Annotated in this window: 26 protein-coding genes; 9 read left to right on the top strand and 17 right to left on the bottom strand. The window is 35.7% G+C overall.

Annotation, left to right across the window (positions count from 1 at the left end):
• The first annotated feature begins 110 nt into the window (after positions 1–110).
• On the top strand, positions 111–797 hold the full coding sequence (locus tag C0W29_RS01185) for a pseudouridine synthase (protein WP_045045737.1): 687 nt from the start codon (positions 111–113) through the stop codon (positions 795–797).
• A gap of 78 nt (positions 798–875) precedes the next feature.
• The gene (locus tag C0W29_RS01180) at positions 876–1,247 is read left to right on the top strand and encodes a hypothetical protein (RefSeq protein WP_045045751.1); all 372 of its coding nucleotides are present in this window, start codon (positions 876–878) and stop codon (positions 1,245–1,247) included.
• A gap of 235 nt (positions 1,248–1,482) precedes the next feature.
• Here C0W29_RS01180 and C0W29_RS01175 read toward each other — a convergent pair whose 3' ends face one another.
• Positions 1,483–1,890, bottom strand: a complete 408-nt coding sequence (locus C0W29_RS01175) for a nitrous oxide-stimulated promoter family protein (protein ID WP_045043890.1) — start codon at positions 1,888–1,890, stop codon at positions 1,483–1,485.
• A gap of 238 nt (positions 1,891–2,128) precedes the next feature.
• Between C0W29_RS01175 and C0W29_RS01170 the strand changes: the two genes are divergently transcribed.
• Together C0W29_RS01170 and C0W29_RS01160 are read left to right on the top strand one after the other, a co-directional pair.
• Positions 2,129–2,422: a hypothetical protein gene (locus tag C0W29_RS01170; protein WP_005367981.1), complete on the top strand. Its 294-nt coding sequence runs from the start codon at positions 2,129–2,131 to the stop codon at positions 2,420–2,422.
• A gap of 317 nt (positions 2,423–2,739) precedes the next feature.
• Positions 2,740–3,378, top strand: coding sequence for a thiopurine S-methyltransferase (locus C0W29_RS01160; RefSeq protein WP_045045735.1), 639 nt, complete (start codon positions 2,740–2,742; stop codon positions 3,376–3,378).
• Between the two features lie 75 nt (positions 3,379–3,453).
• On the opposite strand, the gene purT is transcribed toward C0W29_RS01160, so the two are convergent.
• The 7 genes from purT to sbcB all read right to left on the bottom strand — a co-directional run bounded on the left by purT (position 3,454) and on the right by sbcB (position 10,142).
• Positions 3,454–4,629: a formate-dependent phosphoribosylglycinamide formyltransferase gene (purT, locus tag C0W29_RS01155; RefSeq protein ID WP_045043893.1), complete on the bottom strand. Its 1,176-nt coding sequence runs from the start codon at positions 4,627–4,629 to the stop codon at positions 3,454–3,456.
• A gap of 154 nt (positions 4,630–4,783) precedes the next feature.
• Positions 4,784–5,659: a DMT family transporter gene (locus C0W29_RS01150; protein ID WP_036796345.1), complete on the bottom strand. Its 876-nt coding sequence runs from the start codon at positions 5,657–5,659 to the stop codon at positions 4,784–4,786.
• A gap of 132 nt (positions 5,660–5,791) precedes the next feature.
• Positions 5,792–6,679 (bottom strand): cytidine deaminase, encoded by an 888-nt coding sequence (gene cdd, locus C0W29_RS01145; RefSeq protein ID WP_045043894.1) that lies wholly within the window; start codon positions 6,677–6,679, stop codon positions 5,792–5,794.
• Between the two features lie 205 nt (positions 6,680–6,884).
• Positions 6,885–7,571 carry a CidB/LrgB family autolysis modulator gene (locus C0W29_RS01140; protein ID WP_045043895.1) on the bottom strand — a complete coding sequence of 229 codons (687 nt, stop codon included), beginning with the start codon at positions 7,569–7,571 and terminating at the stop codon, positions 6,885–6,887.
• Entirely contained in the window at positions 7,568–7,912 is a 345-nt protein-coding gene (locus C0W29_RS01135; RefSeq protein ID WP_045045734.1) for a CidA/LrgA family protein, read from the bottom strand. Before C0W29_RS01135 ends, C0W29_RS01140 begins: the two co-directional genes overlap by 4 nt.
• A 117-nt stretch (positions 7,913–8,029) precedes the next feature.
• Entirely contained in the window at positions 8,030–8,554 is a 525-nt protein-coding gene (locus tag C0W29_RS01130) for a hypothetical protein (protein ID WP_045045750.1), read from the bottom strand.
• 166 nt (positions 8,555–8,720) lie between these two features.
• Positions 8,721–10,142 carry an exodeoxyribonuclease I gene (gene sbcB, locus C0W29_RS01125; protein WP_107174105.1) on the bottom strand — a complete coding sequence of 474 codons (1,422 nt, stop codon included), beginning with the start codon at positions 10,140–10,142 and terminating at the stop codon, positions 8,721–8,723.
• Between the two features lie 179 nt (positions 10,143–10,321).
• Here sbcB and C0W29_RS01120 point away from each other — a divergent pair, with 179 nt between their 5' ends.
• Both C0W29_RS01120 and C0W29_RS01115 read left to right on the top strand, forming a co-directional pair.
• Positions 10,322–11,485 (top strand): tyrosine-type recombinase/integrase, encoded by a 1,164-nt coding sequence (locus C0W29_RS01120; RefSeq protein WP_045045733.1) that lies wholly within the window; start codon positions 10,322–10,324, stop codon positions 11,483–11,485.
• Between the two features lie 126 nt (positions 11,486–11,611).
• Positions 11,612–13,651, top strand: coding sequence for a hypothetical protein (locus tag C0W29_RS01115; RefSeq protein ID WP_045045732.1), 2,040 nt, complete (start codon positions 11,612–11,614; stop codon positions 13,649–13,651).
• A 160-nt stretch (positions 13,652–13,811) separates the two neighbouring features.
• Here the strand turns inward: C0W29_RS01115 and C0W29_RS01110 are convergent, their stop codons facing one another.
• Positions 13,812–14,153 carry a hypothetical protein gene (locus C0W29_RS01110; protein ID WP_045045731.1) on the bottom strand — a complete coding sequence of 114 codons (342 nt, stop codon included), beginning with the start codon at positions 14,151–14,153 and terminating at the stop codon, positions 13,812–13,814.
• Positions 14,154–14,375: 222 nt separating this feature from the next.
• On the opposite strand from C0W29_RS01110, the gene C0W29_RS01105 reads away from it, so the two are divergent.
• Positions 14,376–15,140, top strand: coding sequence for a hypothetical protein (locus C0W29_RS01105; RefSeq protein WP_045045730.1), 765 nt, complete (start codon positions 14,376–14,378; stop codon positions 15,138–15,140).
• A 116-nt stretch (positions 15,141–15,256) separates the two neighbouring features.
• On the opposite strand, the gene C0W29_RS01100 is transcribed toward C0W29_RS01105, so the two are convergent.
• From C0W29_RS01100 to C0W29_RS01070, 7 genes are all read right to left on the bottom strand, one after another.
• Entirely contained in the window at positions 15,257–15,598 is a 342-nt protein-coding gene (locus C0W29_RS01100; protein WP_052671725.1) for a helix-turn-helix transcriptional regulator, read from the bottom strand.
• Positions 15,599–16,033: 435 nt separating this feature from the next.
• Positions 16,034–16,414: a hypothetical protein gene (locus tag C0W29_RS01095; protein WP_045045729.1), complete on the bottom strand. Its 381-nt coding sequence runs from the start codon at positions 16,412–16,414 to the stop codon at positions 16,034–16,036.
• A gap of 43 nt (positions 16,415–16,457) precedes the next feature.
• On the bottom strand, positions 16,458–17,057 hold the full coding sequence (locus C0W29_RS01090) for a GNAT family N-acetyltransferase (protein ID WP_045045728.1): 600 nt from the start codon (positions 17,055–17,057) through the stop codon (positions 16,458–16,460).
• A 54-nt stretch (positions 17,058–17,111) separates the two neighbouring features.
• Positions 17,112–18,011: a viperin family antiviral radical SAM protein gene (locus tag C0W29_RS01085; protein WP_045045727.1), complete on the bottom strand. Its 900-nt coding sequence runs from the start codon at positions 18,009–18,011 to the stop codon at positions 17,112–17,114.
• 75 nt (positions 18,012–18,086) lie between these two features.
• Positions 18,087–18,755: a hypothetical protein gene (locus C0W29_RS01080; RefSeq protein WP_045045726.1), complete on the bottom strand. Its 669-nt coding sequence runs from the start codon at positions 18,753–18,755 to the stop codon at positions 18,087–18,089.
• Entirely contained in the window at positions 18,748–19,146 is a 399-nt protein-coding gene (locus C0W29_RS01075) for a hypothetical protein (protein WP_107174106.1), read from the bottom strand. The genes C0W29_RS01080 and C0W29_RS01075 overlap by 8 nt, the downstream gene beginning before the upstream one ends.
• Before the next feature lies 1 nt (position 19,147).
• Positions 19,148–19,699 carry a hypothetical protein gene (locus C0W29_RS01070; RefSeq protein WP_065190735.1) on the bottom strand — a complete coding sequence of 184 codons (552 nt, stop codon included), beginning with the start codon at positions 19,697–19,699 and terminating at the stop codon, positions 19,148–19,150.
• A 361-nt stretch (positions 19,700–20,060) separates the two neighbouring features.
• Here C0W29_RS01070 and C0W29_RS21535 point away from each other — a divergent pair, with 361 nt between their 5' ends.
• Entirely contained in the window at positions 20,061–20,336 is a 276-nt protein-coding gene (locus tag C0W29_RS21535; protein WP_146146379.1) for a hypothetical protein, read from the top strand.
• A gap of 660 nt (positions 20,337–20,996) precedes the next feature.
• Positions 20,997–21,938 carry a hypothetical protein gene (locus C0W29_RS01055; protein WP_045044487.1) on the top strand — a complete coding sequence of 314 codons (942 nt, stop codon included), beginning with the start codon at positions 20,997–20,999 and terminating at the stop codon, positions 21,936–21,938.
• Here the strand turns inward: C0W29_RS01055 and C0W29_RS01050 are convergent.
• A complete protein-coding gene (locus tag C0W29_RS01050) occupies positions 21,922–22,266 on the bottom strand; it encodes a hypothetical protein (protein WP_065190737.1) in 345 nt (114 codons plus the stop codon). The two genes, C0W29_RS01055 and C0W29_RS01050, sit on opposite strands and share 17 nt — an antisense overlap.
• Positions 22,267–22,529: the final 263 nt, after the last annotated feature.

Genomic DNA, 22,529 nt, shown 5'->3' with positions numbered 1-22,529 from the left:
GCTTTACCTTTATAATAAGGGATTGATAGTTGGCATACTAAATATAGGTGTAAGTGTTGATTATTATTGACGGACAAGGATAATAATCGCTTTATAAATAGCGATATTTTATGCGCCTTGATAAATTTGTTTGTAAAAGTACCGCATTAACGAAAGCGCAAGTCATTGCTGCGATTGCTCGCGGTGATGTGACGGTTAATGGTGAGGTTATTACTGACATTACCACTCAAGTACATGAAAATAATGATATAACATTGCTCGGTGAGCGGCTTTACCCACGTCCATTTCGTTATTTATTAATGCATAAACCGTCACAGACAATTTGCTCTAATATTGACGAAGTTTACCCATCGTTGTTCAATTATATTGATATAGAATGTCCTCAAGAGCTACATATTGTTGGACGATTAGATGCAGATACGACAGGGTTGGTGCTGATTACGGACGATGGTCGATGGTCGTTTAATATTACCTCGCCAAATAAATTATGCCCTAAAGTATACCGAGTTCAACTTCGCCAGCCGATTGATGCAAGTGCTAAGCAGCTGTTTGCTCAAGGTATTAAATTACAAGGTGAAGCACAGCTGACTGCACCTGCAATGTTAACTATTGTTGATGATAAACAGGTATTACTAACAATCACAGAAGGTAAATTTCATCAAGTAAAACGTATGTTTGCAAGCATTGGCAATAAAGTCGTTAGCTTACATCGTGAGTCTATTGGTAGCGTAACGTTAGATGTTGACGAGGGTCAATGGCGCTATTTGACGGTTGATGAAATCAAGGCATTAAGCTAATAATAAATTCAAAATATGTTGTGCAATATTTATAATTAATCAAGTGCATATCATATGAAATCAAATGAGGATGAATCGGTGAAAAAAAGTCAATTAGGTTTTCTTGTGGTGGCAGCAACAATATTATTATCGGGTTGTAATAGTGAAGCAACAGTGACAGCAACCCCCGTAAAAAATGTTGATACTGTATCGGTCACATCACCTGATGATATTGATGTATTTTGTCCAACGGGTATCTGTACTTTTGAATTATCAACTTCTGCTCCGACAAAAGTAACGGTTACTATGCATTACGACTACAGTAAGCTTTACACCAAAATTGAAGGGGTGAGTGTTGTCGGTGAAGGTGCGAAAGATGCAAAAGTAGTTGATGAAGATCAATTTACTGTTGAGTTAACCAAAAAGAATGCCCCAGTAAAAATTGAAGTGATTGATTTTTACCGTAATTAAATAGGTTACGCCTATATTATAATCAAGCAGTCTTTATTTATCTAAGGACTGCGTTCTGCGTTTTCTGTTTCTTTTCATACCTTATGGCTATTTTTAGCCATAATATCACCATTGCCTTCACTTAATAATTCGGCATGATTTGCTTGTTACGGTTAAAAAGTAGCCACCACTTATGTTGTGCGAAATATAACCATAATTAAGAAATTAATTATTCGTAGTTGTTGTTTTTTATTTATTATTTATTGTTTAATAATGATTTTCTTCTTTTGTAATTAGATATCATATCTCTGTTTATTACGGGGATTGATCTTTTGTCATGAATTAAGTGTCTGATTGCCATAATTGGATGTTTAACTATCATTTTAGGGCCAGAATAACGCATAATTGTTTGTGAATTAACCTTTTGCTGTGGTTTGTAGCAGTGAATAGGGCATTGCTTACAACTGGGTTTATTCTCACCATAAGGACATCGGTCGAGGCGTTGTTTGACATAGGCTCTAAATTGCTCACAGTTAGTACAACGCTGAAATTTATTCGTATTGATTTGGTGATGGTTTAAACAATAAAGGTCGATCATTGCAGTTATGGTATCAAATTCAGTATTAAGCTTACCAAATAGGTGAAAATCAGTGTCTTTATCCATGTTTTATGATCACTATTAGTAAAAGGAATTATTCTAACGCTTATAAAGATGTATTTTAAATAAAACTTTCATAAAATAACAAATAATGAAGATAAAGATGAAATATTTTAGTAATAAGTGTTGATAATGTTATTAAAGTGAAAAATTTAATGATTAAACACAAGAAACATGCCGAGATTGCTTGATTTCATGGGAGTTGAGCAGTAGTATCCACGCCTCGATTTTTATGGTGGTGTATATGAGCAGATTTGAGTGCCTTGAAAGAATTGTCGACGAATATCGCAAAAAAGTTCGTGACGCAGAGTTTAACCGTCAGAACGATAGCGAAGTCGCTAAAGTTCTAGTTTTACTAGTCGGTAACTCAATGTTCAGTCTGGCTGATGAATTTGCTGATTGGGTTAATCGTGGCGGTGATCGTAGCTATGGCGGTAAGTTTTTTGTTTCGAAGCAACTAATGACGTTGTTAGAGCCTGTAACTTTCCGTGGCGTAACGGTTCGTCGTGATTCGATTAAACTATTCAGAATTTCATAACCTGAGTGGCTTCCAATCGTTATTCAATGACTCTCCGATAGAAAAATTGAAAAACAGATTTTTGATCTAGCTATCAGCGTGGTCAATAAAAAGGGGATGCTGCGGCATCCCTTTTTTGTTGATTACTGCCAATCATATTATTTACCTTTCTCCCTCCAATATTCTGCTTTACCTGCTTTACCTGCTTTACCTGCTTTACCTGCTTTACCTGCTTTACCTCTTTTCTGTTTCTCTTGTTTTTACTGATAATCCTTGAGTCTCTATATAAAATTATGGTCAACTAACGCCAAATTAGAGATCACTAGAAAAGGTAATTCATGGACGCTGAATTTTGGCATAGCCGTTGGGCTGAAGATCGTATTGGTTTTCACTTAACTGACGTTAATCCGTTATTAGTGAAATATTGGCCTCAGGTTAACGCTCAGCGTGATGAGCGGGTGCTAGTGCCTATGTGCGGTAAGTCAGAAGATTTAGTTTGGCTAGCAGCACGTCATAATGATGTTGTTGGCATCGAGCTAAGTGATATTGCAGTGAAAGCCTTCTTTGCAGAGAATCTCTATACGCCGTTAGTGACAGGGATTGGTTGTGAACATGTATATTCTTTTGATGAGATCACTATTTATCAAGGTGATTACTTTACTGTTCCGGTAGCACCTGTTGATGTGGTATATGATCGTGCGGCATTGATAGCGATGCCACAGTCAATGCGTGAGCGTTATGTCGAACGGTTATTGAGTTTAATCAAACCCGGTGGGCGAATTTTATTAGTCACATTGGATTATCCTCAAGCACAAATGGATGGGCCTCCATTCTCTGTGCCTAAGGCTGAAGTCAGCGCTTTATTTAGTGGTTGTAAAATTACCCATTTAGAGCGTGATGAGGCAGATGAAACCCATCCTCGCCGTCAACGTGGTGTTGAGCGCTTTGCTGAAGAAGTATGGTTAATCGAAGTATAATTTGATTTAAGACTGCCATATGAAGAATAAAGGCGTCATGATGACGCCTTTGTGGTCTTTAGTGCGCCGCTAAGGCTATAGAATTACTTTAACGTCAGCAGCAGTAGCAATGGCATCAGTTATTGCATTATCGATGCTATCACGGCGTGTGAGCGCCACGCCAAGACGACGACGACCATTGATCTCAGGTTTACCAAATAATCTGATTTGTGTTTGTGGACGAGATAGCGCGGCGGTAAGGTTATCAAAACGAATATTGGTAGATATACCTTCTGCAAGAATAACGGCAGAAGCCGACGCACCATATTGAGTGATCTGCTCAATAGGCATGCCTAAAAATGCACGTACATGGAGTGCAAATTCAGATAACTCTTGCGATATTAATGTGACCATACCGGTATCATGTGGGCGAGGGGATACTTCACTAAATAGCACTGTATCGCCTTTAACGAACAGCTCAACACCAAACAAGCCATAACCGCCTAATTCGTTCACAACCTTCTGAGCAACATCCTCTGCCGCTTTTAGCGCAGCAGCAGACATTTGTTGTGGTTGCCATGACTCACGGTAGTCGCCATCTTCCTGGCGGTGGCCAATTGGGGCGCAAAAATGCACACCATCAACAGCACGTACTGTTAGCAACGTGATTTCGTAGTCAAAATCAACAAAGCCTTCCACAATGACACGTCCCGCGCCTGCGCGTCCGCCTTCTTGTGCATACTGCCATGCAGATTTAATATCAGCGGCGGTTTTAATGACACTTTGACCTTTACCCGATGAACTCATGATTGGCTTAACTACACACGGCATACCAATACGATGCACAGAAGCTTCAAAATCAGCATATTGATCTGAAAATTCGTAAGGGGAGGTTGGAATAGCTAACGTTTCAGCGGCTAAACGACGAATACCTTCACGGTTCATGGTTAATTTAGTCGCGTTAGCGGTTGGGACAATATTTACCCCTTGGTTCTCAAGTTCAACCAACGTATCTGTTGCAATCGCTTCAATTTCAGGAACAACAAAATGGGGCTTTTCAAGCGCAATAATGCGTTTAAGTGCATCGCCATCTAACATATCAATAACGTGGCTACGATGCGCAACTTGCATCGCTGGCGCATTCTCATAACGATCAACGGCAATCACTTCAAGGCCAAGACGCTGACACTCAATAGCAACTTCTTTACCCAGTTCACCAGAACCAAGCAGTAATACACGGGTTGCATCAGAACAAGTAGCTGTACCAAACATTGATATTCCTTACGATTTTTCATTAAAGGTGAAATCTGAAATTAATAATACCTTATTTTTATGTTTGCGCAATCGTTTGCCTTTAATCTGGTTAATGGATAACCATAACCGAAGACAAAAAAAAACCGCTTATGATAAGCGGTTTTTAAAATGGTTATTTTTTGCGATTTTCCCAATGGGTAATAAACGCGACGGAAAGAATAATAATTGCCGCACCCAGCCAGAGTCGTCCAGGAGGAGCCCAGCCAAAGACCAGCCAGCCACCTAATACGTTTAGTGGTAACTTCGCATGATCAAAGGGTTGTACAAAAGACGCGTCAGCGACAGCATAAGCTTTGGCAATCGCCCATTGCGCTAAGCCCGTTAGTAAGCCTGCTAGAATTAATAGCCACCAGCTAAAACTCACTGTTGGCATGGTAAAATCAGGCGCCGCTAAAATAAGATTAAATGGTGTCATTAAAATGAGTAGGTACATCACGATAGTCGTCGGTGATTCATTACTGGATTGTTTTTTCACCATTAATGAATAGGCCGCCCAGAAAAATGCGGCGCCGACAGGCAATAGTGTCGCGATATTAAAATTTTCAGACCATGGTTCAAGAATAATCATGGCACCAGCAAAACCTGCTAACGTTGCAAACCAACGCGCCTTGCCGACCGTTTCTTTTAAAATTAGACCTGAGCCAATAGTGGCAAATAGCGGTGAAATCATGAGTAGGGCAATGCCTTGCCAAATTGGTACCGGATAGGCCAGCGCCCATAGCCATAATTGAATACCAATAACCGCTAAAAACACGCGTAAGCAGTGTAACCAAAAGTGATTTGTTTTAAGCGAGTGGCGAATACCCATAGTACGTAACCAAGGTAACATCGCGATTAGAGCAATGAAATATTGGATCAAAGCTACAGAGGTTGAGGGAACATGCATTTTGATACTAAGGTACTGAGCTAAACTGTTTACGATAGCAAACGCGAGCCCAGCAGTGAGCATCCATGCTGCGCCTTGCAAAGGATTATGTGTTTGAGACATTGTCATTGGCTTCTAATAATAGGTGGCGAGATAATACGCTTTTGATGTTTGATAGCCAACATTGATCAATATTAGGTAATAAAAAACCGCCAGTAAGGCGGTCTTTTTAGATTTTTTAAATCAATTGGTGACTTAATAAGCAACGTACGTTAATTGCACATCAGGATTAAGTGCTTCAAGTAATGCTTGTGTGCGTGCTAGTTGACTAATTTTGCTGTCAGCACTTTCTACTAATGCCGCTTCAACGATTTCAGATAGCGGATAGTTAGACATATTCATATTAATCAAGGCAACTTGCAGCGGAGGCAGGCTAGGGTTGAAGGCTGCATTTTCTGCATACATCCCCTCAAAAATACGGCCATCTTGTGCTTTTAATGCAACACCGCTGAAGTTTTTCGAATAAGGCGCATGTGAGCGGTTAGCGGCTTTACAAGCACAAACAGCTAGCTCTGAATCTTCTTCGATACTAATACCATTATCAATGTCACTTAATAAGCCATCTTTAATGCCTAAATCAAGTGGACCAAATGAATCGGGTAAGTATTGTTGTAATGTCATTGGTTGACGTTGCGGCAGTTGAATCATCATATCGTTAGCTGATGTTAATTCATTCATAAACTGACGACAGTGACCACACGGACTGTAATTGATGGTGACATCTTTAATGCCAACTTCACCTTTGATCCATGCATGGCTAATAGCTGATTGCTCGGCATGAATAGTACAACCCATGCTAGCGTTCTCAAACTCCATATTTGCGCCAAAGTAAAGGCGACCAGATGCGCCACGCACAATCGCGCCGACATAGAAATTGGAAATAGGTACAACAGCATAAGATGCAGCAATAGGAAGGAGAGCCAAGCGAAGTTCAGTATCAGTCATCTGAGTAGTTGATAATAAAAGTTCGAATTGCTCAGGACTAATGGTTGAGTCGAAATCTGAAGCTTCAATAATAGGCTTTAAAGCTGACGCCAATTCAGCAGGTAATAAGCTTAATGCTTTTATAACACGTGCGTACATTGGGTGTTACTCCTTCATTGTTGATGGCAAAACATTCTATGTGAATCACAAGGTATTGGAAGTGATCTTGGTCACATTGTTGGTTTTGATGTTGCACCTATTACATTGTTGGGAGTGGCGTCACACTTGTTTCTGTAATTTTGCAGATAATATTTCAATAACTTAGTGAAAATTAATCAAATTGATTGTTTTTTGCACGTTGCTGTTAGGTGTGTCCAAATAGGCGTAAAAGCAAAGGGAACATCAGCGGTGCTAATAGGGTCGTCATAATGCCGCAAATAACCAATGCTAATGAACTAAATGCCCCTTCTTGGTAGTCTTCCTCAACGGCTTTGGCTGTGCCTAATGCATGTGAAACCGTACCAATCGACAAACCTTTTGCTAAAGGATGTTTAACACGAAATAATTTCATGATTGGGTAACCTAATACGGCACCAAATAAGCCAACAATAATAACCATTGCAGATGTAATCGCAGGAATACCACCAATTTGCTGTGAAGCCGCCATCGCTAATGGCGTTGTGATTGATTTCGGTAAAATACTTGCTGCGAGTTGGGCATCGGCGCCCATTGAAAAAGCAATAGCAGTACCAAATGTCATCGACAATACACTACCAACAAAACACGAAGTTAAGATCGTCTTCCATTTGCTGCGAATAAGCCCAATTTGTTGGTATAAAGGAAAGGCTAATGCAACAACAGCAGGACCTAACAAATAGTTAATTACTTCATTTTGGGCAAAATAGGTTTGGTAAGGTACAGCGAACCATTTAAGTGCCACGATCATCACAATAAGCGTGATCAAAAGGGGGTTAAAAAAGGGATTTTTGATTTTCATTGCTAAATAGCGTGCGGAATAAAAGCACACTAAGGTTGCGACTAGCCATATCATGACTCTTTCTCCTTGTGGTGTACCGCTAAGCCAATAACAATTAATACGATAATGGTACTACCTAGGGTGCTTGCGAAAATGATCGCAGCGTTGTTTTCAATGATACCTAAATAGTTCATCAAGCCAACACCGACGGGTACAAATAGCAACGCCATATGTTTTATTAATAGATTACAGGTACTTTCAACCCACTCAGCCCGACAAATGCCTGTGACAAGACTGATAAAAAGGATAAATAAACCGATAATACTGCCTGGAATCGGTAATCCAGAAAAGTGTTGAATGCCTTGTCCTAAAAAGAAACAAATCATAACGATGGCAAATGAGCGTATATAATTCATGGATATTACAACTCTTAAATATTTAATTCATCATACAAATAAGCATGATAAATGTCACACTAATTTTTCATGATTAATGAACTATATTTGTTTCTGTTGATAAAACAAGCATCAATGTTATTGGGTTGTCATAATCCAATAACCAATCAGTAGTGTAAATGTAATGATTACTACCGTTGTGATGATGGCGTAATTTATGTTAATCACTTGAAGCAAAGGCTTTTTTGATTTGTTTTTAACTAGAGCAGGCCATGATGGAGGGGATTTGAGTGGTGTCGTTTCATTGCGAACTGCAGTGGTATTAGGTAAAGACACTCGAAAGCCATAACTTGGAATAATATAGATAGGTATCGCCATCTTTCCATTGCGGAGTAATTTTTTAGACAGTGATAGCAATAAAACATTTAGATCATAATGATGATCACAGCTTTCTTCGTAGGCGTTAGGGGAGGTAAAGGTATAACGATATATCGATTCAGTGCTAACCACTTCACCAGCGAGGTAACACAGTGAGGCTAAAAAACGGGACTCATCAGCCGTTAATAGTGTTTGTTGATTATCATGCCAGTTAAGTAGTCTATTTTCAGGAATAAAATCAATCCCTTCAAACCGATAACATTTTACTGCTGTTTTGGTTGTCATTAGATCACCCACTTGTAAACGCTTCGAACACAACACCATTCGATAGCATTAAGTGTTGACGGAATTACGACAATCATCAAATAACGGGTCTTATTAATAATAAAAAAGCCCATCACAGGATCACTATGACGAGCTTATTCGTATTCAAAAGTCATAACATAATGAATTACATCAATTTATTAATGTAGTCATATAACGACTTCATGATCTTCATTTTGTGTTCATTTGACTGGCAATCTAGCGCGACAGCTTCAAAGTTTTCCATATATTTGGTCATGTTTTCTTCAAAGAAATCTTGGCAGTGGTGCTTCCAACGTTGCTGTTCTTGATAAGTTAACGTTAATGGATAATTACGTGCGCGATAGCGGAACAATAACGGCTTAATGCGCTCATCATCGACATTAATTTCCAGTGTTGCTAGTGAATCTGCCGCTGTTTCACGAATAATATCCATGGTTGAGCGATCAGCGGTAGAGAAGAAGCCATCATAGAGCATGGTATCAACGTTACCATTATTAGCGTATTCACGTTTAACACTGAACATTTCGAGTAATTTGGCTCGCACTTCAGGATGTTGCTTTAATAGCGCAAGATTCTTAAGGCATAACTCACGATCAATCCCTAAGCGGGCCGCATCTTCAGCTTTAAGTGTTTTAGCTGGCGCAAGTACCGGACATTTATTTAAATGCACTTCTTTAATAGGTACTGGCAATTCATCAGGACCAAGATCAATGCGTTTAGTATATAAACGCTCACGCAGTTGGTCGGCATTAAGTTCAATTAATGGGGTCGGATCTTGCGCAAGATTAACACAAATCACTGCATTTTTATTATCAGGATGCCATGCCATCGGCACGATCCAACTGGTATTACCGCACTCAGTACCGAACATCCCCGATACATGCACAATAGGGGTGAGATCGACAATATCGATTAATTCTTGTAATTGACGCTTATGACGTAAGTTAAATAAGTAATCAAACAGCTTAGGTTGGTTTTGTTTTAAGATTTTTGCCAGTTCGATAGTGGCGTATACATCAGCCATAGCATCGTGGGCATTAGTGTGTTCAATACCGTTAGCAATTGAGAGTTTTTCAAGCTTAAAGCTCGGACGACCTTCATCGTCAGTTGGCCAGTTAAGCCCATCAGGACGTAATGCATAACAGGTACGCATAATATCTAATAGATCCCAACGCGAGTTACCATTTTGCCATGCCCAACCATATGAGTCATAGAAGTTACGGTATAACGTATAGCGGGTCACTTCATCATCAAAGCGAACGTTATTATAACCAATAACACAAGTATTCGGCTTTGACAGCTCGGCATGAATTTGGGCAATAAACTCCGGCTCTGATAAACCTTTTTCCATTGCTTCCTGTGGCGTGATCCCCGTGATCAAACATGCTTCAGGTGACGGTAGGTAATCGGCTGGTGGCTTACAATAGATCACCAAAGGCTCACCGATAATGTTCATCTCCATATCGGTACGTACCCCTGCAAACTGGCAAGGGCGATCATTTGCTGGACTGGCACCAAAGGTTTCGTAATCAATCCAGTATAGTGTTGGCTCGTTTTTCTTGTTCATAGTATTTTCCAGAAGCCATGTGTGTTGTATTAAGTAATTGTTATAACTATGGCTTTTCGTGATATACTGTGTGTATATACAGTAGTTAATTCCAATTGAATTCAGTGTGGGATTTGCATTTGTGTCCTAATGTGTGTCCCTAAATCTGAGCCTGTGTCCTAATTTAAAGGAATAGCGTAATGAGCCTGACAGACCGACAACTTAATCTTATATCAAAGCAAGACGCTTATGACGGTAAAGCTGAAATTAGTGATGGTGAAGGGCTCGTTGTCCGCATAACACCTCAAGCTAAAATCTATTTTGATTACCGTTGCCGCTTTAATAAAAAAAGCCTAAGAATTCGTATAGGTAAGTATCCCGTAACTAGCCTTAAAGAGGCAAGGCGAAAGCATAAATTAATGATGGAATTGAGAGAATCTGGTCGAAATCCCAACATTGCTTTAACGGGCGAGCTTGAATTTATTACTTTAGATGATTGTGTTGCGTACTGGCTTAAACATTATGTCCCTCAATTAAAAGCGGGCACTCAGGCACTTTATCGTTCTTTTGCTAAAAATTATCTTATTGGTGCGTTCCCTGAACGTAACGTTGAAACGATACCAGCTAGAGAATGGATGCAGTGGTTAGATACTATTAGCCTTGATAAACCCAAAACTGCTAATTCACTATTCACCAAGCTAAGAGCCTGTTTAAATTTCTGTAAGAGTAAGTTCATTATTGAAAAAACAGACTTAGACCGCATTAAAAGGCAACACGTAGGTAAAGCTCCTGAAGTTGGAACCCGAGTACCAACGTTTTCAGAACTGAGTATGATTTGGTTGGCCATCGAACGCAGCCGCGCCAGCTCATCTAATAAAGCGTTGCATCAGTTAACTATGTTGTGGGGCAGTCGTCTTTCAGAGTTGCGCCTTGCGCGTCGTAGCCACTTTGATATGGAAGCGGGTATATGGACGGTACCGAAAGAACTCAGTAAAACCAATACGCCAATAAGACGCCCAATTCCAACCAAAGCAAGAGTGATATTAGAACGAGTAATGGCAACTTATGATGATGTGCTTTTCCCTGGTGGCGATCTTGATAAGCCGATAACCATTTCAGCTGCTAATCGTTATATCCGCCGTATCAGAGATAGTTTACCTATTGAAGATTGGCGTACTCATGATTTTAGACGGTCACTATCCACCGGAGTATCAGAATTAGGTGTAATGCCGCATGTGGTAGAGAAGATGTTAGGCCATGAGCTTGGTGGGGTATTAGCGGTTTATAACAAACATGATTGGTTGAAAGACCAATTAGAAGGATATGAGCTGTATGCTGAGAAGCTGGATAGTTATTTGAAATAGGGTTGTTGGTTATTTATTTTTATTTTTGCTCTAGTAATTGTTTTACATAGATCATGGTAAGTGTTTTACTTACGCAACATATAAATATTGATTCATATATTACTATTTAAATAGGAGATTCTTTTTATGAGCAGTAATGCTGGAGGTTCAGCTACAAATGCCGGTATTGATTTTCAACAGCGTATATCTGCTTTATTTTTAACACATATGTTTATGGATGTAGTCTTCATTGATGATTTAGGTTTGAATGGAGATTCAAAAATCATTGATTTGAAATTTGAATCAGCGAATGAAATCGATGATCTAGTTGTCACAACAGAAAATTCTACGGTATATATTCAAGCAAAAAGGTCTATTAATTGTTCAGAATCAAAAAGTTCTGAATTTTATAAGGTTATAAAACAGTTTGTTTCACAATATTTAACTGGAATTAGTAATAATGATCGATTTGTTCTTGCGACAACATCGAAAGCATCATCCAAAATAATATGTGATCTGAAAAAGATATTAGAAAGTATAAGATTTAATGACATAGGATTTATAAATAATCCATTAAATCAATCGGAAACAGATGTTTTTAGGATAATAAAGGAAAACATTGCATCTAATTATAAAGATATTACGAATGAATCTATTTCCGATGAGATAACATATGAAATATTAAAGTTATCACATGTGTCAGTTATTGATATAGAAGAAGGAATGCCTTTAGAAAAAGCTATTCTTACTTTAATTTCAGGAAAAGTTTCTATATCGGCAGAACTTTTTTGGTCATGTTTAATTAAAATTGGGTTGACGTTATCAAAAAATCGTTCTTCTATAAACCTAAAAGGATTAGAAGATAGAGTTGGTAAGTTTATTGAAAAAGAAAAACAAGAAAATAGCAAGGACAATAAGCTTGGTTTTATTTTAAAAGGAGGTTTATGTTCAGGAAAAGAGGTTCTAATTATAGAATCTTTTTATGAAGATTTTGATTTTATAATTGTTGAATTAATTCGTTTCGAAGAAGATGGAAAAAAGACACTTTCATTTTCTAATCAAAAAGTTGAATTAAAAAATGGTAATAAATGGAATGTAATTTATAGAGCATCAACTTTTTTAGGTTGTAGTAGATATATCAAAGAAAATACAGAATTGTTTGAAAACGCTAAAATAGCTATTATAGAAATAAACTCAGAAGAAAATGTTAATGAAATGGAGGCTGCTAAAAGTCATTCTGAATTATGTCTTAATGCTATCAATGATAATAATAAATATATTGAATGTATAATTTGTGGCGATGTTATTTCTGATGACAGCTCTCCAATAATTGAGGTTGATGAGATGGGTATCCCTCATGAGGTTGGATTAGTTCATAGGGATTGCTTATCACCTTTGCACCGAGTTTTAGGTATAATTGATTCTAAATTATTTAGAGATAATAAGAAATTAGTTAATTTTGATTATGAAAAATGGTATTTATTAGTCGTTAAAGGGCAGGGAATGTTCTCTAGCCTATCTTGTTTGCCTAAAACTGTAAGTTCATTACTCTGGAAACCAGATTATAATAATCTATCAAAAGGTAAATATTGTATAAAAATAAATTTGGATGATGGTAGTTCCAGATATGTACAAAATAGAGGCCGTATTCAAAGAGAGTCACTTAACTCAGCTAAAGATAAATCTTGTTGGTTTACTGAGCTTTTTCAGAAAGCAATTAGTGATAAAGACCCACATTGCTATACGTCAGAAAGTGGAGTATTTACTAATTATTCGCATGCGTTGGAATATAAAAAAGATAATGAAGATATACTTATATGTGAAAATGCCGAACCTGCATTATTTACCCTAGCTATAGATAAGTCATATTCTAGTTATGAAAGATATTATGCTCCCTTAATTATTTTCATTAGTAAAGACGATGGTCAGCCTATATTCATAAATGGTGCAATGGTATTTTTATCTGATCCTATTAATATCGATGTTTTTATAAAGAATTGGGAGTTTGGGGGAGTCACCTTACCTCCATTTACAATTTCAATAATTGAAAATGATGAGGAGTTTGATCGATTAGTCATTAGCTTAAAAAAAGATGACATTTCAGTTTTAATTAATCCTCAAATAGATATGAAAGGTCAATTAGTGTCGGGATTAATAGTTGAAGATTTTAATGATATTATAAAATAGTAGAAGAATATTAATTATATCCCTGAATGTTATTATCAAAATAAAACAAAGCGATCTCTCACCAAGACCGCTTTGATTTTAAAACCATTATCAAAATCGACTAGTATTATATTCCTCAACGACAGAACATAATCAATACAAGAGCATAAGTGTAATTGTTTCATAGATACATGTTCACTGTAGCTTTAAAATCGCATTCATATTTTAATCTGTATCGGTATTGATAAAACTTAACCGCGTCCCGTTGATTGGATAGTTCATCATGATCAACAGTGAAGTGCTGAATGACATTTATAGTATCAGTGTCGTTATAGCTGAGTTGCACAAATCCAATATGAGTTAGCTCATGACTGTAGTTATTAAAATAAACTTTGAATGAACAATTTATATATTGATGGCAACACCACGTTAATAATGTTTCTTGAATATCATCAAAAGAATCGTGTTCATAAACAACTAAGATTTTTTCATTGAGTGAATGTTCATAGTTAATACTTGCCATAATTTATCCCTGACTGTTATTACCAAAATAAACAAAGCGATCTCTTACCAAGATCGCTTTGCTTCTAAAACCGCTTTCCAAACCGACTGGTATTAACTTCCTATTCTTCAACAGCAGAACGTAACTAGCGTAAGAGTCGAAATACAATATTCAAGTTGTGGAGTATAGTGGTATAATTAAAATTTACCATTATAAACAATTCGTTATGGTTGGGTGATTTCATTGAACATCAAAGAAAAGCTTAAGTTTCTAAAAGTGAATGAGCATAATATCTATGTGATTCATTATTCGTGCGAAAATTTAAATGACAACAATGAAAATATTTCACCTCGTGTAACCTCTATCGCGGCACTACACCTTCAAAGTCATACAATGCATAGCTTTTCAATTCACCTTGTTGCAGAGAAGCTGCATATAGGCCGAGATAAGATTGCTGAGAACTACAATGAATTAGAAAAACAGATGCTAACTGATTTTTATTCTTTTGTTCGTGATAATAATGGTGCATTGTGGCTGCATTGGAATATGTCTAATATCAACTACGGCTTTGAAGCCTTATCTCATCGATATGAAGTACTTTCCGGTGAGAGAGGTGTAAGAATTCAAGACACGAGTAAACATAATTTATCTAGCTTAATTATAGAAAAATATGGTAAAGATAGTATTGCTCACCCAAGAATGAAAACTCTGCAAAATTTAAATGATGGTAATCATCGTGATAATCTTAGTGGTGAAGAAGAAGTTAAAGCTTTCCAAGATAAAGAGTTTGTTAGACTTCATAAGTCTACAATGTCTAAGGTTTACTGGTTCCAATCAATGTATTTTTTGCTGCAAAAAAAAGGTGTAAAAGTATCTAACTATAACTGGTCTCAGAAGTTAAATAATCTAATGGAAAAATCGTGGGTAAAATTGTTGGGATTTATAGCTGTCATTTTAACTTTAGCACAAGCGGCTCAGATTGCATACGCTCAATTGCCCGTCTTGTAAGAAGATGAATTGGCGAAAATGAGGAATATTTCGAGTGGCCCTGATGAAAGATTTAAGCATGATTATTGAATGTTATTAAAAAAACAAAGCGATCTTTCACCAAGATCGCTCTGCTTCTAAAACCGCTTTCCAAACCGACTGGTATTATCTTTCCATTCTTCAACGGCAGAACGTAACCAACGTAAGGGCATCAATGTAATTGGTTCAGGGAAACCGCGTGTTTGTCGCCACTTATAAATTGTTGCTCGACTTGTGATTTGAAACATCTCTAATACTTCAACGTGACTAATTAAAAGATGTGTTGATTGCTCATTAAGTTCAGCATAAGTTTTTGCTGGTGGCGGTGAATCAGGTAGTTGCTTTTGTTGTTTACTTTTATAATGTGACGGTGTCACGTTTAAGCTGTTTTCTGTGGTATATGAGATGTTTACAGTAGGGTAGCTGTTGTAATCGAACATGTTTGATTCCTTATTCGCATGTTGTACTAACAAAATTAGAAAGCCGAACCCGATTCATGGTGTGCCAGCAACGGGCATCACCTTTAAATAAGCCTCCCGCCTTTAATTTTGCACATCCTTCCGGTAATGACTCACCACAATGTTGGCAAGTACTTAGTGATTGTTTGATTTGTTCCATCTCACCATGAATACGATGGATCGTTAGTTGTAATGCTTCGGCGTTATCACAAGCTGTATTGGGATAAGAGAAAAATTTACAGATCTCATTTAGCCGTTGATTTATTTTGGTTTAATCGAAAAGGAAAGAGGAGGTTAACGCGTTTATTAATTGTGTATATAGGACTAGCAAAAATCAATTTTATACTCATCACTAAGGTTATAGCTAAATCCTTAGTGGTGAGTAATTGAATCAAAATTGTTAAAAGATCTGAATGACTAATCTAGCTCATTAGTAATAAGTATTTCTATCGATGTAAGGTCACATTCTTTTACTGCGAGTATTATGTTGCATGTTTCAGGTTGCATTCTGATATAGACTTGCCATCCGAATTTATTCATTTCACTATTAACTAATTTGCAAATCAATTGATGAATTACATCTTGGTTTTTAATTTCAGGAGCATTAATACCAATATTCATATAACTTTCAAAAGAAACTATTCCTTGTTTTAAGTTGCAATCTATTTCGTTTATTAATGTTTTTACTGTCTTAATAATTACTTCTTTCGGAATATACAACTCGTTGGGATCACAGATGTATAAGCTTGTAGCTGTTGGTTTAAATTTAGGGTCAAATAATTCTAATGGCGTAATCATGTTTTTTTACTCTAATATAGTACTTTATTAATATATTTATTGGTTAAATGTGACTCATTTTTATTTTATTATAGTCAGCTATAATGCTTGGTCCAAAAGTTGGGTCAAAATAAGTTAGCTTAGGTATTAATGTATTATGTTCTTTTGATGTGGTAGAAAATACCAGATTGAATTCATTTGTATATGTACATTTACTTATCTTATCAAAACCTATTTTTTCGTAAAAAGGTAATAATTTCTTATTGCTGTGAAGTAAACAATAATCAGCATTAGTGTCTTCAATACAATTTTTAATTAAAGCCTTCGCAATACCCTTATTTCTATATTTATTTTTTGTGGCTAAATATGATAATTTAATTGAATGTTTATTATTAGGGCTAAAAGCACAGAAGGCATATCCAGCGATATCTCCATCTGTTTCGGCTATGTAAAGCCGACAATACTCAGTCATTTTCATTTCAAAATCATTAGGTTGAGCTGTTATACCTAAAGTTATTCGATAAAAGCACTCTGCTTGTATAAAATCTTTTTCAATGCCATTTTTCATACCTTCTGCCATTAAATGCGCAAAGAAAGATATTTGACCTTCTAATTCTTTACTCATTACTTGAGTATTATTTATCATTTTAATTTTCATCTTCATAATTAATAACCTTATTCTTCAGTTTATATTGATAGTAAATGTTGTTTATATAAATTAGATCTCTTGAAAATCGATATTACTTTTATATCGTTTTGCAAAAGTGTCAGGGTTAAATTCAATATGAGTAAGAGCATCTGTAATACTAACGTCTAATATAGAAGGGCTTTGTTTTATACCTTCACATGGACCACTATTTTGATAAAACTTACCTTCTGGATTAAGCATTAAATAGGACTGCCACATATCATCATTATCTTCAGCAACGATAATATTGGATAATGACTGATGTTTGGTAATATAGTGTTTATATTGTTGTTGTGTTACGCATAAGCTATCTGAGTAAACGGGTAATACACGTAGTATTTTCCATTTATCTGGCATTATTTTTGTTATTGTCGCTGTAAGGGTTTCTTCCCAATTATATTTATTAACAACAGTATTTATTTTTACGATACCGCACGGATTGGACTGACGATAATGAGATACAATTTCTTCAAGGCGTTGAGGAGATAACCAATCTTTTTTTCTATCTACTCGTCCAATATTATCGGCTAATAAATGATCTGCAGTGTCAAAACTGATCCCTAACATATCTAGATGAGGACTGATTTTTGATATCATAGTGTTAGTGAGTAAATGACCATTTGTAATTAATGATGTATTTAGTTCAAGACTTTTAGCAAGTAAGATAGCTTTAATAAATCGACTTCCAAGCATAACGGGTTCACCGCCAGCAAAATTTAAGCGTACAGTTTTATAGCCTAATTTTTGTTTTATTGGATTATCATTAAGAAAGTAATTAGCTGTTTTTGTAACTAATTCTTTGATATTACTGTATGAATGATGTAACTCCTGTTGCGAATTATTTCCATCCCACGTGGCATAACAATATTCGCAACGGAAGTTACATGTTTCGGTCATGTGAAAATTAATGACTAGCTCTTGAATAGACATTGGTGTATCTCTGTTGTTTTCGATAACAGCATAATCATCTAGTGCATTGCACTAACAAGAGCTTTTAAAAATATTTTAACGTGAACTAAAAAAATTCAAGAGGTCATCAAACTCTTGAGCTTCTTCTAATTTATCATTGATCATTTTTTTAAGTTGTAATGCGCCTGATACTTCATCAGATAACGTTATAGCTAAATGTTGAGCTTTCTCCCAATCACCATTGGTTATAGAAACGAGTACATTGTCTATTGGCTCTAGTGCGGATGCTTGTAATAATAAGCAATTTAATAGCCCAGTATTCTTTCCTAAAGCGATTTGGGGAAGTTGATGAAATGGATTAGGTAATCTGGTACAAAATAGATCCAACTGACTTTCAAGTGCCTCAATTAAAGCACTTACGTTATTTGATATTAATGTTTGTCCAGCAAGATTGTTTCTCTGACCAAAAAGGGATCTTATTGTTTCTGCACATTCTATTCTATATTGTTCATTGTTGAATATCTGTTGAACATGTTTAGGATCAGGATAAAATGCATTTAGCAGTAGGGCGTTGTAGAGAACATCAAGTTGTTGAGAATCTTTTAAGTAAACACTTTTTCGTTGTACTTTTTGTTCCGTAACGACTTTAATTAGCTTATTACGGACAAAAGAATTTGCTTTATCCTTTAGGTAAGGACTTTCTTTAGAAACTTCTATATCAAAAAGCTTTTTGATAGCTTGAGGAATAGTAATTTGATTATTCATAACAATAAGCTTTTTTTAATACAGTTGATGATGAGACATTAAAGGTATCGCCATTTTTATAATAAGGTTCATTAGCAATTATTTTAGCCATTTGATACCAATTTCTAACATCAATATCACCATATGAACAATAATGATTTTCTTTATTATATTGTTCTAATACCCCAATACAATATCCTGCTCTCATTGCCTCAGATACTGAGGTCATTTGTGCAGCTAAAAAGCGTTTTTCTGATTTGTTTTCAAATATTTCAATCGCTTCTCTACAGGATTTGATTAGGAAAGAACCATCATTTGTATCAAATGAATTTGTTTTTGCATTTGCTGGAATGATAAAAAAAACAGATATCAATATACAGAATAATTTTGTTGTTTTAATTTGTTTTATCATTTTAATTATCTTCATTAGTGGTGATGTTTGTGTTTTCAATAGGTGATTTTTTATCTTGTGTATTTTCTTTTTTATTTGATTTTTTATGATGTGCAGTAATAGTGGTTTTCGGAATAGGGGTGAATGAATATATTGTGATAAAAATAGAAATAAACCAGAAAAATAAACTGATATCATTTATTTTATCAAGGAATGACATTGTTAATGTCCCTGCTTGATCTAATTTTATAATTAGAATAAACCCCATAATAGCTAATGAAATAAGTGTATTAAGCGTTAATATTAAAGCGTATCGTTTAATTGAGTACCAGATCTTAAATTCATAAACCTTTGCTTTTTTAAAAAAACGCCATGTCAAAATGACGAATAAAATTATTGAAATAATTTCAAATCGATCAACATCAAATAACCCATCATCATATTCAAATGGTTCTGTAAAAAATAGAGTAATAAAAGAAAGTGCAGTGAGAATACTAAAAATAGTAGCCACTTTTTTTAAACACCAATGAATGATTCGTTGCAGATATGTATCTGCTATTGTAATAAATCTCATAACAACCTAATTCAAGAGAATAAAATACCTATTTGGCATAATTGTATTTTATGCTCTTTTTATAATATGTGTATATTTTTATGCAACTATCCACCTGAATTAAGAAAAAAAGCCATAGAAAAATATAAAAGCAAAGACAGGGCAGCCATAATTTTCTCTTCATAAAACTGATAATTCTTACGCTATTATCTAGGACTGGTTATCGTCATATCCTATAGTGAATGCTCTCGCGATGGCGATAGGGAATCTACTTTCAGCGGGTTGAATTTTCAAAGTAAATATATGGCTGTCCTATATTTACTCCAGTTTTATTGAAAAGCGGTGGTTCATTCCTAAAGAAGACGCCAAGTATGACGTAGCAATGAGTTATCCACTTACCACTGAGATGATTGAACTATTACGTTTATATCAAGCATGGCAGCGTGAGCTAGGCTATAACAGTGATCACTTGTTCCCATTATCTCGTTGGAATAATCAGCTAATCCACAGTGCTAAAGCCAGTGAATGGGTACGGGGAGTACTAAGAAAGCATGGAGTGCACATGATCTTAGAAAGCGAGCACGATCAATATGGGCTGAATTGGGTGTTGATTACATTGTGTGTGAATATTTGCTTAATCATGCGCGGGATAAGCTAGATCAAGCCTATATCCATACACATATGGAATTACAGAAGAAAGAAGCGTTAGAAACGTACCATAAATGGCTTAAAAAGGATGGTGTACCTGTCTCGATTCAAAATCTAATCATCGATAAACCCTTATCCAGACTGGCTTGAAGCCACTTTTCATTATAAACCTCAGCGGATGATAATAAGAATGCAGATTTGTACGAAAAACGAACAAATCAACGTTAATTTGATGGAAGCGGCACGAGCTGTTCCTCATCAAGTTGGTCTAATCAAATTGAGTAAAACCCAGTTGAAAGTTCTGCAGTCGATTATGCCTGGTGAAAGGTAACAGCAGAGCAGATAGCCGAGCGTTGTGAGTTGTCGAGTTCGTGGGCGAGTACTTTGTTGAAGCGGATTTGGGAACGAGGGTATTTGGTACGTACCGTTTTGATAAGAAGTGGCGGTGGAATAAGTTTATTTTATAGATTAATGGAGTAATCGTGTTATGACGAAAGATGAAAATATTTTGATTGTTGAAACTTGAATTGCACACACTGAAATATTGAAAATAAATTATAATTATCAGTATCTTACATCTTACAGTGTGAGTGTTGTCATGTTTGTTTTTTTATGTAATCAAAACTCTTAGTGTTATTATTTGTTTATAATTATTTATAAGGAAATAATAATGAAACAGACTCTAACTGCTATTGGTATATCATTGATGCTATATGGTTGTGCTGCAACTACTGAAACCGTTAAACCAAAAGCATTTAGTGATAAATATAGTTATGCTTATAACGTTGCAAATCAAACAGCATTAACAGCTAACAAATCTAAATTAAAGGATTTTACAAAAAAAGAAATTGATGAATTAAAAAAAGTTGATTTAGTTGGTGGTAGTGCTGGTAGCGCATCTATGTTATTCGGTACATTAAGTTTATTGACAGGGGATTTTGCTTCTGCGGCTGTTAATTTAAGTGGTGGAATTGTTGCTGATTTATCAGCTAAAAAACATAGTAGCGGGTATTCAAGGTTTATAGTAACTAATACATTATCAAATGATAATGAATCTGATGAAATAGCTTCAACTATTCGTAAGGCGATTTTAGATACGTTGCCTAATGGGTATAAAATAGAACGTATTAGCTTTCGTGGCTCAATTGTCGATTTTATTGTTGGCGGTAAGTGCGATAGTGTTTCTGCGCTAAATCTGAACTTTGAAAATGATGCATTTTATTCGATAAAATCAGAGGATATTAATCCTGAATTAAATTGGTGTCTTTCTGGTGGTTATGAATCCTTTGCACAAATACCAATGTTTAGTAATTATCAATCTAACTTATATCATACAGTAACATCAAATTATGGATTTGATTCTGGTAGAGCACCTTATGGTACTATCGATTTTAACGGTATTTTGAAAGCTATGAATATTGACATTAATGTTGTTAACTATAATGAATTGATTAAAGAAATATCAAGTAAATTACCTAAGACATACTATTTTTATAAAACAAACTTCTCTAAAACTGTAAATAAAAACACCAATAAAATAGTTACATTGATGGATGTTATGCCTGCAATTTTTAACAACGGTGTGATGTATAACTTTATTGAAACTGAATAATAAAATCAGTTAATACAGATAGTCTTTGTTGGTCAACTAACTCTTCGTTTTTCAGTTCATCACAAAGAGCTTTAATCTCCGGATCATAACTTCTTGCTATGTGTTTTTTATATTCGGAGTTGCTAAGTAAATCATGAATAAGTCTTAATTTTTCTGAGTCATGTGAGATGTAATAATCAAAGAAGAAGTCGTCTTTTTCTGTAACTTTATCATTATCATAATCTGCTTTGGCAATCACATCACTTTGCTTACTTTCTTCGCTAGTGGATAATATTTCCTGTTTAGCCTCAACCTTTGCTTGTGCTTTAGCATCGGCTTCTATCTGCATTTGTTGGCGTTCTTGTTCTGACTGCGATGTTGTAAGACATTCGGTTGTTACCTTTAGGTGGCATTCTTGGTCGTAATTAGTGCCCAAATTAACCCTGTCAGAGATGGCAGGTTTTTGTGGTTGTAAAGTAAGGAGTAGATCACGGTATTTACATGGTGAATGGTTTAGATTCATCGTTTTATTAGGGGTATTTAATGAATCTTCATAAGATTACTCGTGGCTTAGTGTATTACCCAATACTCATAATTATATTTTTTGGTGCA

Origin of the sequence: Photobacterium kishitanii, from assembly GCF_003026355.1 — a bacterium.
GTDB classification, from domain to species: Bacteria; Pseudomonadota; Gammaproteobacteria; order Enterobacterales; family Vibrionaceae; genus Photobacterium; species Photobacterium kishitanii.
The sequence above is the reverse complement of the archived record's forward strand: the minus strand, read 5'-3'. Positions and strand labels throughout refer to the sequence as shown.